This window comes from Puia dinghuensis, assembly GCF_014642875.1.
Lineage (GTDB): Bacteria > Bacteroidota > Bacteroidia > Chitinophagales > Chitinophagaceae > Puia > Puia dinghuensis.
This window is the reverse complement of sequence record NZ_BMJC01000003.1, coordinates 920,619-935,705: the sequence shown is the minus strand read 5'-3', so window position 1 is coordinate 935,705 and position 15,087 is coordinate 920,619. Positions and strand designations below refer to the sequence as shown.

At 52.8% G+C, this 15,087-nt stretch carries 13 protein-coding genes; 6 read left to right on the top strand and 7 right to left on the bottom strand.

Going from position 1 to position 15,087, the window contains the following annotated elements; genetic code table 11:
* Positions 1-7 precede the first annotated feature (7 nt).
* The 5 genes from IEY39_RS17175 to IEY39_RS17155 all read right to left on the bottom strand — a co-directional run bounded on the left by IEY39_RS17175 (position 8) and on the right by IEY39_RS17155 (position 6,813).
* A complete protein-coding gene (locus IEY39_RS17175) occupies positions 8-3,178 on the bottom strand; it encodes an efflux RND transporter permease subunit (RefSeq protein ID WP_229688953.1) in 3,171 nt (1,056 codons plus the stop codon).
* 7 nt (positions 3,179-3,185) lie between these two features.
* Positions 3,186-4,586, bottom strand: coding sequence for a TolC family protein (locus IEY39_RS17170; protein WP_188933730.1), 1,401 nt, complete (start codon positions 4,584-4,586; stop codon positions 3,186-3,188).
* 44 nt (positions 4,587-4,630) lie between these two features.
* Positions 4,631-4,966 (bottom strand): hypothetical protein, encoded by a 336-nt coding sequence (locus tag IEY39_RS17165; protein WP_229688952.1) that lies wholly within the window; start codon positions 4,964-4,966, stop codon positions 4,631-4,633.
* Positions 4,967-5,109: 143 nt separating this feature from the next.
* Entirely contained in the window at positions 5,110-6,126 is a 1,017-nt protein-coding gene (locus IEY39_RS17160) for an inorganic phosphate transporter (protein WP_188933726.1), read from the bottom strand.
* A 36-nt stretch (positions 6,127-6,162) separates the two neighbouring features.
* Positions 6,163-6,813, bottom strand: a complete 651-nt coding sequence (locus tag IEY39_RS17155; RefSeq protein WP_188933724.1) for a DUF47 domain-containing protein — start codon at positions 6,811-6,813, stop codon at positions 6,163-6,165.
* Between the two features lie 338 nt (positions 6,814-7,151).
* Here IEY39_RS17155 and IEY39_RS17150 point away from each other — a divergent pair, with 338 nt between their 5' ends.
* The 6 genes from IEY39_RS17150 to phoU are packed head-to-tail and all read left to right on the top strand — an operon-like array spanning position 7,152 to position 12,954.
* The gene (locus IEY39_RS17150; protein WP_188933722.1) at positions 7,152-8,480 is read left to right on the top strand and encodes a hypothetical protein; all 1,329 of its coding nucleotides are present in this window, start codon (positions 7,152-7,154) and stop codon (positions 8,478-8,480) included.
* 26 nt (positions 8,481-8,506) lie between these two features.
* Positions 8,507-9,622, top strand: a complete 1,116-nt coding sequence (gene pstS / locus IEY39_RS17145) for a phosphate ABC transporter substrate-binding protein PstS (protein ID WP_188933720.1) — start codon at positions 8,507-8,509, stop codon at positions 9,620-9,622.
* A gap of 30 nt (positions 9,623-9,652) precedes the next feature.
* The gene (pstC, locus tag IEY39_RS17140) at positions 9,653-10,639 is read left to right on the top strand and encodes a phosphate ABC transporter permease subunit PstC (protein ID WP_229688951.1); all 987 of its coding nucleotides are present in this window, start codon (positions 9,653-9,655) and stop codon (positions 10,637-10,639) included.
* Positions 10,640-10,642: 3 nt separating this feature from the next.
* Positions 10,643-11,515: a phosphate ABC transporter permease PstA gene (pstA, locus tag IEY39_RS17135; RefSeq protein ID WP_188933718.1), complete on the top strand. Its 873-nt coding sequence runs from the start codon at positions 10,643-10,645 to the stop codon at positions 11,513-11,515.
* Positions 11,497-12,255, top strand: a complete 759-nt coding sequence (pstB, locus tag IEY39_RS17130) for a phosphate ABC transporter ATP-binding protein PstB (RefSeq protein ID WP_188933716.1) — start codon at positions 11,497-11,499, stop codon at positions 12,253-12,255. Before pstA ends, pstB begins: the two co-directional genes overlap by 19 nt.
* Before the next feature lie 33 nt (positions 12,256-12,288).
* Positions 12,289-12,954 (top strand): phosphate signaling complex protein PhoU, encoded by a 666-nt coding sequence (gene phoU / locus IEY39_RS17125; protein ID WP_188933714.1) that lies wholly within the window; start codon positions 12,289-12,291, stop codon positions 12,952-12,954.
* Between the two features lie 179 nt (positions 12,955-13,133).
* On the opposite strand, the gene IEY39_RS17120 is transcribed toward phoU, so the two are convergent.
* Together IEY39_RS17120 and IEY39_RS17115 are read right to left on the bottom strand one after the other, a co-directional pair.
* Positions 13,134-14,171 carry a glycosyltransferase family protein gene (locus IEY39_RS17120; protein WP_188933712.1) on the bottom strand — a complete coding sequence of 346 codons (1,038 nt, stop codon included), beginning with the start codon at positions 14,169-14,171 and terminating at the stop codon, positions 13,134-13,136.
* A gap of 21 nt (positions 14,172-14,192) precedes the next feature.
* The gene (locus IEY39_RS17115; protein WP_188933710.1) at positions 14,193-15,032 is read right to left on the bottom strand and encodes a UDP-2,3-diacylglucosamine diphosphatase; all 840 of its coding nucleotides are present in this window, start codon (positions 15,030-15,032) and stop codon (positions 14,193-14,195) included.
* Positions 15,033-15,087: the final 55 nt, after the last annotated feature.

Sequence of the window (15,087 nt, the reverse complement as noted above, 5' to 3'; positions counted from 1 at the left end):
GTTGTTTTTATTTAGAATGTTCGGGAGAATGTCCGGGGTTTTCTCCGGGAGTTGCATCTTCCGGTAATAAGGAAACAGTTTCAAAGGAGGACTTCTGGCGGATCCAGCCGTATACCAGCGGCACCATGTACAGGGCGGCAAAAGTCGAGGCAGCCAGTCCGCCGATGACGGCGCGCCCGAGGGGCGCCGACTGGTCGCCGGCTTCGCCCAGCCCGCTGGCCATGGGGATCATCCCGGCTATCATCGCCAGCGAGGTCATGAGTATCGGCCGGAGCCGGATACTGGCCGCCATCACCGCCGCTTTATAGGGGTCCCGGTATTCCAGCCGCAGCTTCTCCGCATTGGTGACGATAAGAATAGCATTGGCCACCGATACACCCGTGGACATGATGATGCCCATATAGGATTGCAGGTTCAGCGTAGCTCCGGTGGCCAGCAGCAGCAGCATTGCGCCAAGCAGCACGGCCGGCACCGTCGCCAGCACCGAAATGGACAGGCCGAAAGATTGATAGTTGGCCGCCAGCAGCAAAAGAATAACGACAATGGCCGCCAGCAGACCCGTCTGCAGCGAATCCAACGTCTCCGTCAACAAAGAGGACATCCCCTTTATCTCGGCCACAAGACCGGTCGGCGGGGCGCCGAGCTTCCTAATCGACTTCTGCACTGCGGCAGTGGCAGCGCCCAGGTCTTTCTTGTAAATGTTGGCGCTGACGGTCACATACCGGCGGGGACCGGCCCGGTCATATTCTCCCGGCACCGTGTCGATGCGGAAGCCGGCCACATCGGACAGCACTGGCCGCATCTGTCCCGGAACAAGGGATACCGATGCCAGCTGTTGCATGGAGTTCATGATGTATTCAGGAACCTGCACCTGGCTCTGGTAGGTATAGGCCGCCCGTTCGTCCAGCCACAGGTTCTTGTTGGTATATCGGCTCGAAGACGTCACATCGGTGATGCTCTTGGATATATTGTCTATCGACAGCCCCATCAGCGCTAATTTGTTCCTGTCCACGTTGATGTTCACCGTGGGAAGATGAAGTGGCTGCGCTATCTGGACATCCCGCAGGAAAGAGACGGTCTTCAGCGTATCCACCAGCCTTGCCGCATAAGACTCGATATCGTCCATGTTCTTCCCGGCTACCCGCACTTCGATGGGTGTAGATGCGCCCTGCGCCATGATCTTTTCCGTCAGTTCGATGGGTTCGAAAGAAAGCCGGACGTCGGGATAGTTTCGCAGGATGTTCTTTCGCAGGGTCTCCTTCAGGTCTTCCATCTTCACCTTATACTTTTCATCCAGGTTCACCTGGATCACCGACTCGTGCGTACCGCTATTGAAAATATAGAGATTGCTGGTGCCAAAGTTGCTGGGCACCAGTCCCACGTAAGCGGAAGAAATGGCTATCTGGTGATCGACGGTGGAGTCGATGATATTGAGGACGCCTTGCGTCACTTTTTCGGTCACTTCCAGCCGCGTGCCATCCGGCTCCCGGACGCGCAACTGCAGCTGGCCGTTATTGGTCTTGGGCAGCAAGTCTTTCCCGATAATGGTATAACAAACACCCGCCGCGCCAAAAGCCAGGACAAGATAGATAGGGACGATCAGCTTTCGCCGGGGCATCCATTTCGTCAACCGTGAGGACAATCCGGTCTTGATACGCTGGAAGAAACCTTTTTCCTCTTTGTGCGGGTGATGGCGCTGAAACATTTCCGCCTTCAACAGCCAGACGCTGACCACGGGAACAAGGGTCTGGGCCGCAATAAAGCTGACCATCATGGCAAAGGCGATGGAGAGCGAAAGCGGCAGGAACATCGCCCTGGGCACCCCGTTCATGACAAAGGCAGGGGCAAACACCGCCAGGATACAGAGCAATATCAGCAGGAGGGGGAAAGAGATCTCCGAACACGCATCCAGAATGGCCTTCTTCTTGGCAACGCCCATCTCGAGGTGCTGGTGGATATTCTCGATGGTCACCGTCGCCTGGTCGACCAGGATGCCGATGGCCAGCGCCAGCCCGCTGAGGGTCATGATATTGACGGTCTGACCCGCCAGTTTGAGGAAGAATACTGCCCCCATCACCGACACCGGTATCGTGATGATCACCACCAGGCTGCTTCGCCAGTCGCGCAGGAAGAGCAACACCATGAGGCCCGTCAACACGGCGCCCAGGATACCTTCCGTCATCAGGCTCTTCGCCGAATTGATAACGAAGACGGACTGGTCGAACTCATAACTGATATCGATGTCTTCCGGCAGGAGGCTCTTCATTTCCGGGATGCGTTTGCGCAGGGCCTGCACCACCTCCCAGGTGGAGGCGTCCGCCGTTTTCACCACGGGGATATATACGCTACGCTTGCCGTTCACCAGCGCATAGTCCACTGTGATGTCGGCGCCGTCGGCCACCGAGGCCACATCGCGGACGTATATGACGGAGGAAGTCCCGTTGCTTCTTATAGGAATATCTTCAAAATGCTGCACCTTTGTTTCCAGGGAGTTGATCGAAGTGACATACATCGTACTGTCCACCCGCAAGTTGCCGGAAGGAGTTATCGCATTGTTCTTGGTAATGGCATCCACCACCTCGTCCGCCGAGAGATTGTACATCCGCAGTTTGGCGGGGTCGACATTGATCAGCACCGACCGGGCATTGGAACCAAAGGGCGGTGGAGCCGACAACCCCGGCACCGTTGCGAACAGCGGCCGCACCCGGGTAAGGGCCAGGTCGAAAATGTCCTTCAGCGGCTTGGTCTTGCTGCTGAAGACGAGCTCTCCCACCGGCAGGGAAGAGGCATCGAAACGCACCACCTGTGGCGGCAGGGCGCCCGGCGGAAAAAATGCCATGGTGCGGTTCACCTGCAGGGCCACCTGGGCCGAGGCCTCGGCCATATCCGTGTTCTCGTAAAAGGTGAGCTTGATGAGGGAAAGGCCCTGGATATTCTTGCTCTCGATGGTCTTGATCCCGTTGACATAGAGGAATTGGTCCTGCATCCGCGTAGCGAAGAAACCTTCCATCTGCTGCGCCGACATCCCACCATATTGCTCGATGACATAGATGGTGGGCAGGTTCAGCTTGGGGAAGATATCTATAGGAATCGTACGGACCGCCAGGACAGAGAACAACAAAAGGCCCATGAACAAAACCAGGATGGTGATTGGCCTTTTTAAAGCTGTTCGTACCATTATAATACTATTTAATAGATTGAATGAATTGATCCAGATGCCCCTCGGCCGAATATTTATCCAGGTTGGCCAGCAACCAGTCACTCAGGGTCTGGACATAATCCGACTGGCTTCGGTAGAGGACAAAGGATGCATTCGTGAGATCGACCAGGTTGATGATCCCCGCCTTGTATTGCGCGGTCTTCTGGTCATACGCCGCCTGTGCGGCACCGATCTGCACCGGGATCTCGACAAGGTTGCCGGTGGCGGTACGGATACCTTCCAGGGCTTTGTTGTCTACGTTCTGCAGCGACAGTTGTTCCTGCTGCAGGCCATAGGCGCTGGCCTCTGCATTGCCGGCGGCGATACGCTCCTTGTCCTTGCGGTGAACAATATTGAACAGGTCGTACTCCAGCGTAAGACCGGCCAGGTAATTGAATCGCTGATAACCCAGGCCTGAGACGGCCGAAGACTTGTAATTGTTGGTATACTCGATGCTCGAGCCCCTCGCCCAGCCGACCCCGTTGAGCAGCACGCGCGGAAGAAAGCTCTTCCGGACAAGATTTACCCGTTGCTCGTAGAGGTCCTTTTCCTTGTTGAAATAATCGATCAGGGGATTAAGGGCCATGGTGCTGTCTCTTAGGTTGCCGATGGCATCCAGCACCGCCATATAGCTGGTGGTCTTCGACGTATCGATGCGGACGGCGTCGGCCGTGATGCCCGTGAGAAAACTTATCTGCTGTTGCAGCTCCCTCACCTGGCCAAACGTCTGGTTGAACGTGATCCGCGTCTTGGACAACTCGGCCATCGCCAGCGCCGAATCCGCGCCGGGCTTGATACCGCTGAGCGTCACCGCCTGGATCACTTTATAGATCGTCTCATACCGGGTGACGTTCTCCCGGTCGATGGATAATTGGAAAAGCCCCTTTAGCAGCTCGAGATACAGTTTGCTCACCTGCCATTTCACCAGGTAGGTCTCCCGGTCGAGGTCTGCCTGGCTTAGCCGGGCAAAAGCCTCCGCATTCCGGACGGTGGCCTTTTTCAACCCGAAATCCAGCAGCTCGTACTGGTTGTAGAAGAACCCGATGTTGCCGATGGCGGACTGGTAGATGTTGGAAGAACGCACCCCGCTGCTGCTGGAAGGAATGATGCCGAAAGAAATGTAAGAGCCGGGGATGGAATTGTCGGTGCCTGCCGTCAGCTCATCACCCAGATACGAAGTAGGCAGGAAAGCATGCCTTGCGTCGGTGACGCCCGCCTTGGCCGATTCGACCAGCGCCTTTTTCTGCATCAGCACCGGCAGGTGCTTTTGCGCACTGTCTGCAAATTGAGAAAGGGTATACTTTTGTTGGGCAAATAAAGAAAGCGTGGGCATCAGCAGGATCAGGCCGAGCGCCCCGCAGGACTTTCCTATACAGAAAGTAGCCATACGTTACAATGAATTATAAGTGAAAAAAGATAGTGATTGAAAGATCAAATGGCAAAGGGCGGGCCTCGAAGCTGGAAATGAAAGCGGGTAATAAAAGGCAGCCGGGCGACTACATCACTGCCAAGCGCTCGCGGCGTGATATAACACACCGGCGCAGCTACCTGATATACCGGACAGGGTGGAAAGTTCTCTTCGTGATATCTTTTGTTAAGCCGTAGATTATGAGAGAAAGGATAAGGCTGCGGCGAAGTTCTCACCGCCATTGCCTGCCGGCTGGCGGCGGGCTGCTGGGATAAGAGGGAATGAGCAAGAATAGTCCTGGCATCGGAGTGTCCCTCGAAATTATAAAAGGACTCCACGGAAAAGAAAATGCCGTACACGATTAAGATAGTCGTGTAAAACAGCATTTTATGTAATCGCCGTAACATAAGGCAGGTGCGAATCTACTACTAAAATCCGGGTTTGCCCGCCTCCCTGCATTAAAGAATGGATAAAATTCCGGGCCTCATGGGAGCTGCCGCTCTCAGAGGAAGAGTCGCACGATCCAGTAGACCAGGGCGGCCAGCAGGGCGCTGACGGGGATGGTGAGCACCCAGGCCCAGATGAGATTGATGGTCACTCCCCAGCGGACGGCCGACATCCGCTTCGTCGCCCCGACACCGACGATAGATCCGGTGATCGTATGCGTCGTGCTCACCGGGATACCTAAGTATTGGGTCAGCGCCAGGGTGGTAGCACCCGCCAGTTCGGCACAGACCCCTTCCATCGGACTCGTCTTGGTGATCCTCTTGCCCATGGTCTTTGCGATGCGCCAGCCCCCGCTCATTGTGCCAAGGGCGATCACCGAAAAACAGGCCACCGGCACCCAGTCAGGGATATGTTTTATGTTGTCCACATCGCCATGGGCTGCCATCGCCGCCGCAATGATCCCCAGCACTTTTTGTGCGTCGTTGCCGCCATGCCCGAGGCTGAGCAGCGCCGAAGAGACCAGCTGCATCCGCCTGAACCAGCCATCCGCCTTATAGGGATTACTCCGCTGGAAAAGATTGATCACCAGGATGGTGATGACAAGCGCAACAAACATCCCGATCAGCGGCGCAAACACGATAAAAAGGAAGGTCGGGATGACGCTGCCATAGTCGATCACATGCTCACCATGAACGGCCCATCCCCCCGCATGCGCCAGGGCCGCTCCTACAAATCCACCAAGGAGAGTATGAGAAGAGCTGGAGGGAATACCAAACCACCAGGTGAAGAGATTCCAGGTGATGGCGGCGATCAGCCCCGAGAGGATCACCGGCAGCGTAATAAAGTCGCGGTTGACAAAATGCGCAACCGTCCCCGCGATCTTGTACTCCCCGATAAAATTTGAAAAAAGGAAATAGGCTGCAAAATTGAAGATCGCCGCCCATAACACCGCCTGGAAGGGCGTCAGCACCTTCGTCGAAACAATGGTGGCAATCGAGAGTGCGGCATCATGAAAACCATTGATATAGTCGAAAATCAGAGCAAGGGCGATGATAGTAAAGAGAAGGATCATGGGTTATGGGCTTCCAGGGACGGCTTCCGCCTTGGGTCAGGCGTATTTAATAATAATAGATTCGATCACATTGGTCGCATCCTCGCATTTGTCGGTTACGATCTCCATCACCTGGTAAATGTCTCGCTTTTTTATCACCTCTTTTGCATCGGGCTCTGTTTCAAACAGCCGCTCGATGCTCATGTCGAAAATGTCATCCGCCTGGTTCTCGATACTGTTCACCCGCACCAGCGCATCCGTAATGGTCCGCATATCCCGCATATTCCGCAACTCTTTCACCGCGCTGCGGATCTGCCGGGACCCCTGTTCGATAAGATCGGCCATCTTCTGGATACCCGGGTCATTGGGGTTCACCTTGTAAAAATTTATCTTCTTCGCCGCGGCATATATATAGTCGCAGATGTCGTCGAGACTGCTGGCTAAATAGTGAATATCTTCCCGGTCAAAAGGAGTGATGAAATTACGGCCCAATTCTGTAAAGATGCGGTGGGTGAGGTCATCGTTCACGTGTTCCTGCGTTTCCAACTGGGAAATAAGGGCTGCCCGCTTGTCAAAATCCGGCTCGCCGACCACCTCCTTTAATAATGACCCCATTTTTGCCACACTATCCGCCACTTCCTCGAAAAGGGAGTAAAAGACCTTATCCTTGGGTAGAAATAATTGAACAAATGCGTTGAAACCCTTCATAAAATGAAAAAATGACTGACAAGTTAGCCCTTAAGTCAGCGGCTACCCTAAGAATCCCGTTTGGTAATAATTTCTTAATATTGCCACCTCGATCCCCAGCCAACCCTTCGCAAAAAAATGCGTTCAGAATTTGAATTACATTTTATTTATCTTCGTAACCCCTTTACAAACAACCTTCAAAACGACATTTTTTTGTAGACCTTATTGCTTTTTGTAAAGTGTTAACATTAAGGTAACATTCCCGTAACATTCGGGTCATCGCTTAAGCATTGTTTTGCAGCGAGTTCTAATGGTGCCAATTACTACGCCATAACAATACTTAACGAACCAAGACTTTTATGAAACGAAACGCAAAACAACTCTTATTTATCGTTGTCTTCTTCTTTTTAACCATCGCCTCCCAGGCCCAGGTATTTGTCAACAATGATTCCGCTTTCAGCGCGGGAACTCCCAAGGCTGGGCGTCTGTGGGGGTATACATTTGGCGATTATTATTATAAATCGCACAGTGATTCCCTCAACCGTGGCGGTACCAACCAGTACACCGGTATTCCGCAAAGCAGAAATCAATTAGCTTTCCGCCGGATCTATCTCGGGTATGATTACAATTTCAACAAGAAATTCTCCGCGGAATTACTGTTGGCCGCTGAGGACAACTTCCCCGCAGGTAACCCGCCCGGTACGACTACAACCGGCAACAGCGGCGATCTGCTGGGCAATGGTAAAGAAACCTTCTTTATCAAACTGATGAACGTTAAGGTGAAAAACATCTGGAAAGGAACGGACCTCGTCGTGGGTGAGCAGTTTACTCCTTCCTTCGCCATGCTGACAGAAAAAGTTTGGAACTACCGTTCCATCGAGCGCACCGTTTCCGATATCCGCAGGACCCCGTCCTACGATCTCGGCATCGGTTTGAATGGCGTATTCGACCCCGCCACAAAGAACTTTGGTTACAATGTATTGATGGCTAACGGCACCAGCGACAAACCGGCCACCAACAGCTTCAAATGGTGGTATGGTGATATCTGGGGCATGTTCGCCAACAAGCACCTCATCATCGATCTCTACACCGACTATCAAAGACTCAACTGGCAGCCCGGCTGGCATCACGACCGGCAGATGTTCAAGGCCTTCGCAGCCTGGAGCTCGCAACCCATCACGATTGGTGTTGAAGGCTTTATCAACAATATGGCAGCTGATACCAAGGCCAGCAAGATCGGCGGCGGCGCAGATACCATTGCCACCAATTCAACAGGGTTGGCCTTCTTCGCCCATGGCGATATCGTCACCAACAAGCTCCGCTGGTTTGCCCGGGTCGATCTCTATAACCCCAATACGAACATAGACAACACCAAGTATACGACTTATGGTGGCCTCAACTCTCCCAGTGGTTATTTGTCGACTGGCTACCACATGACCTACAGCCCGAGCACCGGCGCCCCCACCACGGCTACCGCCACCACCGATAACACCGCAAAGGAAACGTTCTTTACGGCAGGTCTGGACTTCATGCCTTATAAAGACATCCATTTCGAACCGAACGTTTGGCTGGTGCATTATTCCTCTCAGCAGGCCGCCGGTACATCGGCTGATCAAGACGTTGTCTTCAGGCTTACCTTCTTCTTTGTATTCGGCAAGAACTACAAGAATAACTATACCCAGTTGTAATCTCAACTTCCATAAGATATATAACCATGAAATTACATTCCTTTAAAATCAAGCGTTCCCTGGTCGCCGGCGCCTTTTTCGCCCTCTTCAGCATCAGCCTGGTATCCTGCGGCGGCGATGGCGGCAGCACCAGCGGCAAGGACAGCACGGCTAGTGCCTCCAGCGACGACAACACCCTTCTCGGTGCGGGAAGTTCTTTCGATAACCCCTTGTTCTCCAAGCAATTCTCGGAGTACAGCAAGACGGGCAACCTGAAGATCAACTATCAGTCCGTTGGTTCCGGCGCGGGTATCTCGCAGCTCACTGCCAAGACGGTCGACTTCGGCGCTTCCGACGCCCCGATGAATAGCAAGCAGGATTCCGCTGTCAGCGCTCCGGTTGTACACATCCCTGTTACGGAAGGTGCAGTGGTGCTCAGCTACAACCTGTCCGAAGTAAAGGACACCCTGCTGCTGACCCCCGCTGTACTGGCTGATATCTTCCTGGGTAAGATCACGAAATGGAACGACCCGAAGATCGCTGCCGTTAACAAGAGCGCCAAGCTGCCTGCTACGCCCATCGTTATCGCTCACCGCAGCGATGGCAGCGGTACTACCAATATCTTCACCACTTACCTTTCCAAGGTCAGCGAAGATTGGAGCAAATCGCCTGGCAAAGGCTCTTCCATCAATTGGCCCATCGGTCTCGGTGGCAAGGGTAACGAAGGTGTTGCCGGCTTGATCAAACAAACTCCCGGTGCTATTGGTTATATAGAATTGGCCTACGCGGTTCAGAACAACATGCCTTACGCCAAGGTGCAGAACAAGGCGGGTAACTTTATCACCCCCAGCATCGCCAGCGTAACCGCAGCCGCTAACATCCAGATCCCTGCCGATACAAAGGTTTCCCTGACCAACACGGAAGCAGCCGATGGCTACCCCATCTCCAGCTTCTCCTGGGTGCTCCTCTACAAAGACCAGAAATATGCCGATCGTTCGCTTGACCGCGCTACCAAACTCGTAAAGCTGCTCCAGTGGATGATCCACGACGGTCAGCAATTCAGCAGCGCGCTCACTTATGCTCCGCTTTCTCCTGCTGCTGTCAGCGCCGGAGATGCAGTGCTGAAGTCCATCACCTATGATGGCAAGCCGATCTTACAGTAGTGTAGAACAATTGGGAATTGAATTGAATTTATGGATACATCTGTAGACAATGGAATGATTACCCGCAGCGATATACCGCTGCGGGTAATTAATTCTTCGCCCGAAGCGATCTTAAAAGCAAAAAAGCGGACGAAGCGGTCTTTCCGGCAGATTCGCACGGAAAATGTTTTTAGACATACTCTCACGATCATGGGGTTGATAATGGTCATCCTGGTGCTGGGCATCATGTTGACCCTTGCCTGGCAGTCCAGGCTGTCGATCTCGACCCTGGGGCCCAAATATCTGTGGAGCAAGGTATGGGATCCTGTTCAGGACATTTACGGCGCCTGGCCCTTCCTGCTTGGGACCCTGCTTACGTCCTTCCTGGCACTCATCATCTCTGTCCCGTTCTCCGTTTCGGTGGCCATCTTTTTGGGGGAATATCATCCCAAAGGCTGGCTCCCGGATTTCCTGAAGAATGCGGTTGAGCTCATTGCCGCCGTTCCGTCGGTTATTTACGGTTTCTGGGCCCTGGAAGTATTGGTGCCCTATGTGCGTAAGTTCGAGTCAGCCATCGGGGTCGAACCGGTTGGTGTCGGTATTTTCAGCTCATCGCTCATCCTCGCAGTGATGATCATTCCCTACGCCGCCTCCCTTGGCCGTAGCATGATCAGCCTCGTCCCCTCCCATTTGAAAGAAGCGGCCTATGCCCTTGGCGCCACCCGCTGGGAAGTGATCCGCACAGTTGTTCTGCCCTACACCAAGTCGGGGCTATTCGCAGGCATCCTCCTTTCCCTGGGCCGCGCCCTGGGCGAGACGATGGCCGTCACCATGGTCATCGGCAACACCAGCCTCATCCCCAAAAACATTTTTGCCCCGGGTAATACCATGGCCAGCGTCATCGCCAACGAATTTACGGAGGCGGACAAACCGGTATATCTGTCGGCGCTCATCGAACTCGGCCTGGTACTCTTCCTGGTCACCGTGGTGATCAACCTCATAGGAAAGAAAATTATCGACCGCTTCACCAACGATTAATGTATGGATGGAAAATATGTAAAATACCGGTTGGGTAAGAGCTATGGCTTCCAGAGCCTCGTGTATTTGCTGGCCTTCGCGTGTATCGTCCCGCTGCTGGCTATTCTTTTTTATATCATCAGGGCGGGGATTACCAAGATCAACTGGCACTTCCTGGTGAATATACCCAAACCGGTTGGTGAATCCGGCGGCGGCATCGCCAACGCGCTTGTCGGAAGCATTATCATCATTCTCGTCGCCGCGGTCATCGCGGTGCCCATCGGCATCCTGGCCGGCGTCTATCTCAGCGAGCACCGTAAGGGCCGCCTGGCTTACTGGTGCCGGTTATCAACTGATATTTTGCAGGGCGTACCCTCCATCGTCATCGGCATCGTCGCTTATTTCTGGCTGGTGCGACCCTGGGATATAGGGTTTATCCATCATAGAGGCGGATTCTCCGCCTTGTCCGGCAGCGTGGCCCTGGCCATCATGATGTTACCTATCATAGTCCGCTCGACGGAGGAGACGCTCAAACTCCTGCCGGATTCCCTGAGAGAAGCGGCGCTGGCGCTGGGCATGCCCTTCCACCGGGTCATGTTCAAGGTCATCATACCGGTGGGCATCAGCGGCATCCTCTCAGGCATCATGCTTTCTGTCGCCCGCATCACCGGTGAAACAGCCCCCCTGCTGTTTACCGCATTCGGTAATCCCTATCTGTCGGTCAATATAGGCAAACCCATGCAAAGCCTTCCGTTGCTGATCTTCAACTATGCCACCAGCCCTTACCAGGACTGGCTTAATCTGGCGTGGGGCGCTTCCCTGATCCTGCTGGTCTGGGTCTTATTCCTAAACATCTTTACCAAGGTCATAACAAGAAAATGGAAAGTACAATTCTAAAGAGCAGGAACTTCAACGCTTCGTTTGGCACCAATCACGTCGTTAAGAATGTTAATATCGATATCCCCCGCAACCACATCATTGCCGTGATGGGCCCTTCCGGCTGTGGGAAAACGACCTATCTGCGCTGCATCAACCGCATGCACGAACTGATCCCCGGCGCCACCTCCAACGGGGAAATGAAGCTCAATGACGAAGACGTTTACCAGATGCACCCCATCTTCGTCCGCCTCAAGATCGGTATGGTGTTCCAGCGTCCCAATCCCTTTCCCAACCTCAGCATCTATGACAATGTCATTGCCGGATATAAGCTCAATGGTATCAAACTGCCAAAGGGCGAACGCGACGGCATCGTCGAGCGATCGCTCACCAAGGTTGCCTTGTGGAAAGAAGTAAAGGATTCACTGAATAAAAAAGGTTCCTTTCTCTCCGGTGGCCAGCAACAGCGGCTATGCATCGCCCGCACCGTGGCCATGGAGCCAGAGATGATCCTCTTCGACGAGCCGACTTCCGCCCTGGACCCCATCTCCACCTCGACGGTGGAAGAGCTGTTCCACGAGCTGAAGGCGAACTATACCCTCGTCATCGTCACCCACAACATGCAGCAGGCGGCCCGCGTCAGCGACAAGACGGCCTTTTTCTATATGGGCGAACTGGTGGAATACGACGAAACAAAGATCATGTTCACCAACCCCAAAGACAATCGCACCCAGAACTATATCACGGGTCGCTTTAGTTGATTACCTTTATATATCTATCATTTATCTAAAGTCATGGCACAAATTGAAACCGAATTACAAATGCTGAAGGCGGAAGCCATCAACATGTGGACCCTGGTGAATTCGCAGTTGAGCAAGGCGCGGCAGGCCTTCCTCACTTTTGATAAAGATCTTGCCCGCGAAGTCGTTTTGAAGGAGAAAAGGGTCAACGGCAGCGAACTTAAGATCGACCGCGACTGCGAGAATATCTTCGCCCTCTTCTGCCCCGTGGCCATCGACCTGCGTTTCCTGCTGGCCGTATTGAAGATCAACAGCAATCTCGAACGCATCGGCGACATCGCGGAAGGCATCGCCAAATACGTCATGGAAGCAGACGTTCCTTTCTCCGAAGATATGCTCAGGATCACCCGCATTCTGCCCATGTACGAAGAGGCCGTCAATATGCTCGTGGATACGCAGGACGCCTTCGAAAAGGAAGATACCATCCTGGCGCGCAGCGTCTTTAAAAAGGACGAATTCCTGGATAATGTCAACAGGTCCACCCATAAAGTGCTGGAAAACCACCTGAAAGATCATCCCGGGGACTACTCCCAGGCGCTGTGGATGCTGTCAATCATCCGGAAGCTTGAGCGCGTTGGCGACCAGGCAAAGAATATTGCCGAGGAGATCATTTTTTACCTGGAAGCTAAAGTGCTGAAACATAAGGGGAAATTTGCATAGCCCGGAATCATAATATTCACATAACACTTAAGTAAACTCCCCGTAATACGGGGAGTTTATTTTTGATATACCAAATTAAACAGTCACCTGTTAATCGATGGTTTATATATGTAGAGTTGAATTTTCTCATGCAGAATTCCCCTCGTTTCTACGAGGGGAATTTATTTTTACCGAAAAGTCTAGTTGAACACCGCCTCCGGATATAGCATATCCAGGGTTCCTTCTTTTTCGAGATGACAATGATGCATGAGATAGCTGACTATCGCCTCCGTGGAGTAATCGAGATGCAGGCAAGGCTTCCGCCGCAACTCCATCCAAGGCCGGAAAACTCCCGCAAATCCGGCGTCCAGCGTCTTAAGCACCGGCACACCCATTTTTTGCAATGCGGCCGCATTACAGGACTGCTCATATTGTCCCCGGATAGGGATGACCATTAGTTTCTTGCCCAGGTATAAGGCCTCTGCCGGGGCCTCGAAGCCGGCGCCCGTGAGGATGGCCTTGCACGAGATAAGGCTTTTGTTAAAGGCGGCCTTGTTGACGGGCAGGAAAAGGATATTACCGTCCTGGGTCGGCCGTTGTACTTCTTTGGAAAACACCTGGAAGGTAAACTCCTTCAGCGGCTGGAGGTAACGGCGGACGGTTGCGTCGTTATAAGAAGAGAGATAGACGGTGACATACCCCTTGTCCTGTGGTTCTGCCTGCAGGATATCCCGCTTGATCACCGGCGGCAGGATAAAATCGTCGTATTGCTTGAAATGAAGCCCGACATACTGCGTGGCCCGGGCATAATTACGGAGGATCCATTCTCCCATCCATTCCCGTTTTTCGGGGCGGGGAACCTTTGGGGAGATGAAGCTGGCCTGGTGCCCGAAGTTCACGGATGGGACCCGCTTGTACATACAGGCCAGGGAGGTGAGGCATTCGAAGTCGTTGATGACGAGGTCGTATTTTTCCACCGGCAGGTCACGCACTTCCCGCCACAGCCGCAGCGGCGCGATCTGTTTCCCAATTTCCCAATAATTCAGTCCGCCGCTACTGGTATAAAAAAGGCTAAGCCCCTTGCTCCGGTATTTAACCGAAGCGTCGAGCTGAAGACTATTGTTTGCCCCACTCAGGAAAATGTCCACTTTCCCGTAGCGTTGGAAATAGGGAAGTAGTTCCATCGCCCGGCTGATGTGGCCGTTGCCCGTTGCCTGCACCGCGTAAAAAATCTTCATAATCAGTTATATCACAGCTACCTATATCGCTGCCAAAGAGTTGATGTAAAAATTGATCTCGTCAGTCAGCACGTTGACAGACGGCTTCATTTCGATCGTCTGCGTCACCGGGAAGTCCTTCTCGTTATACTCGAAAATGCTCCATTCGTTCTGATGATATTCCAGGGCCGTACAATGCTCCACCCAATCCCCTGAATTCAGATAAGTGACTTTCCCGTTCTTTGTTTCCACTATTTTCTTCTGCGGCTGATGAATATGCCCGCAGATGACGTAATCGTATTTCTTTTCTATGGCGAGCTCGGCGGCTATTAATTCGAAATCGTTGATCTTGCTGACGGCCTTATTCACCTGAGCCATCACCTGTTTGGAGATAGAAACGCGCTCACGACCGAGGGATTTCAATATAAAATTAATGAATCTGTTGAAGCGAATCAAGAGATTATAACCGCTGCTCCCCAGTTTTGCCAGGATTTTGGCACTCCCTTTGGTAGTATTGTCGAAAACATCGCCGTGAAAGATCCAGGTCATCTTATTATCGATCTCCAGCACCAGCTTGTCGGTAAGGGTGAAATTCCCCATCTGGATGTCCGTATAGCGGCGCATCATCTCGTCATGGTTGCCGGTGATATAGAAGACCCGGGTGCCATTGGTGATGAATTGGATTATCTCCTTGATCACCATAATATGGGCCACGGGGAAGTAACGCTTGGTAAACTGCCAGCCGTCGATGATATCCCCATTCAGGATCAATATGTTAGGTGTGATGCTCTTTAAGTAGTTGACGAGTTCCATTGCCCGGCATCCATATGTTCCAAGGTGAACATCGGATAAAACAACTACATCTACGGGACGTTTTTCCATTATTGTGGTTTCCCAAAGTTCTATATAAGATATTATTGCTATTTTAAGCCAGGGT

Bases quoted from the DNA above. Each gene is read 5' to 3' on its own strand.
- pstA (WP_188933718.1), top strand. From the start codon at position 10,643: ATGGATGGAAAATATGTAAAATACCGGTTGGGTAAGAGCTATGGCTTC.
- pstC (WP_229688951.1), top strand. From the start codon at position 9,653: ATGGATACATCTGTAGACAATGGAATGATTACCCGCAGCGATATACCG.
- IEY39_RS17170 (WP_188933730.1), bottom strand. From the start codon at position 4,586: ATGGCTACTTTCTGTATAGGAAAGTCCTGCGGGGCGCTCGGCCTGATC.
- IEY39_RS17115 (WP_188933710.1), bottom strand. From the start codon at position 15,032: ATGGAAAAACGTCCCGTAGATGTAGTTGTTTTATCCGATGTTCACCTT.
- IEY39_RS17150 (WP_188933722.1), top strand. From the start codon at position 7,152: ATGAAACGAAACGCAAAACAACTCTTATTTATCGTTGTCTTCTTCTTT.
- IEY39_RS17175 (WP_229688953.1), bottom strand. From the start codon at position 3,178: ATGGTACGAACAGCTTTAAAAAGGCCAATCACCATCCTGGTTTTGTTC.
- IEY39_RS17120 (WP_188933712.1), bottom strand. From the start codon at position 14,171: ATGAAGATTTTTTACGCGGTGCAGGCAACGGGCAACGGCCACATCAGC.
- phoU (WP_188933714.1), top strand. From the start codon at position 12,289: ATGGCACAAATTGAAACCGAATTACAAATGCTGAAGGCGGAAGCCATC.
- IEY39_RS17160 (WP_188933726.1), bottom strand. From the start codon at position 6,126: ATGATCCTTCTCTTTACTATCATCGCCCTTGCTCTGATTTTCGACTAT.
- pstB (WP_188933716.1), top strand. From the start codon at position 11,497: ATGGAAAGTACAATTCTAAAGAGCAGGAACTTCAACGCTTCGTTTGGC.
- pstS (WP_188933720.1), top strand. From the start codon at position 8,507: ATGAAATTACATTCCTTTAAAATCAAGCGTTCCCTGGTCGCCGGCGCC.
- IEY39_RS17155 (WP_188933724.1), bottom strand. From the start codon at position 6,813: ATGAAGGGTTTCAACGCATTTGTTCAATTATTTCTACCCAAGGATAAG.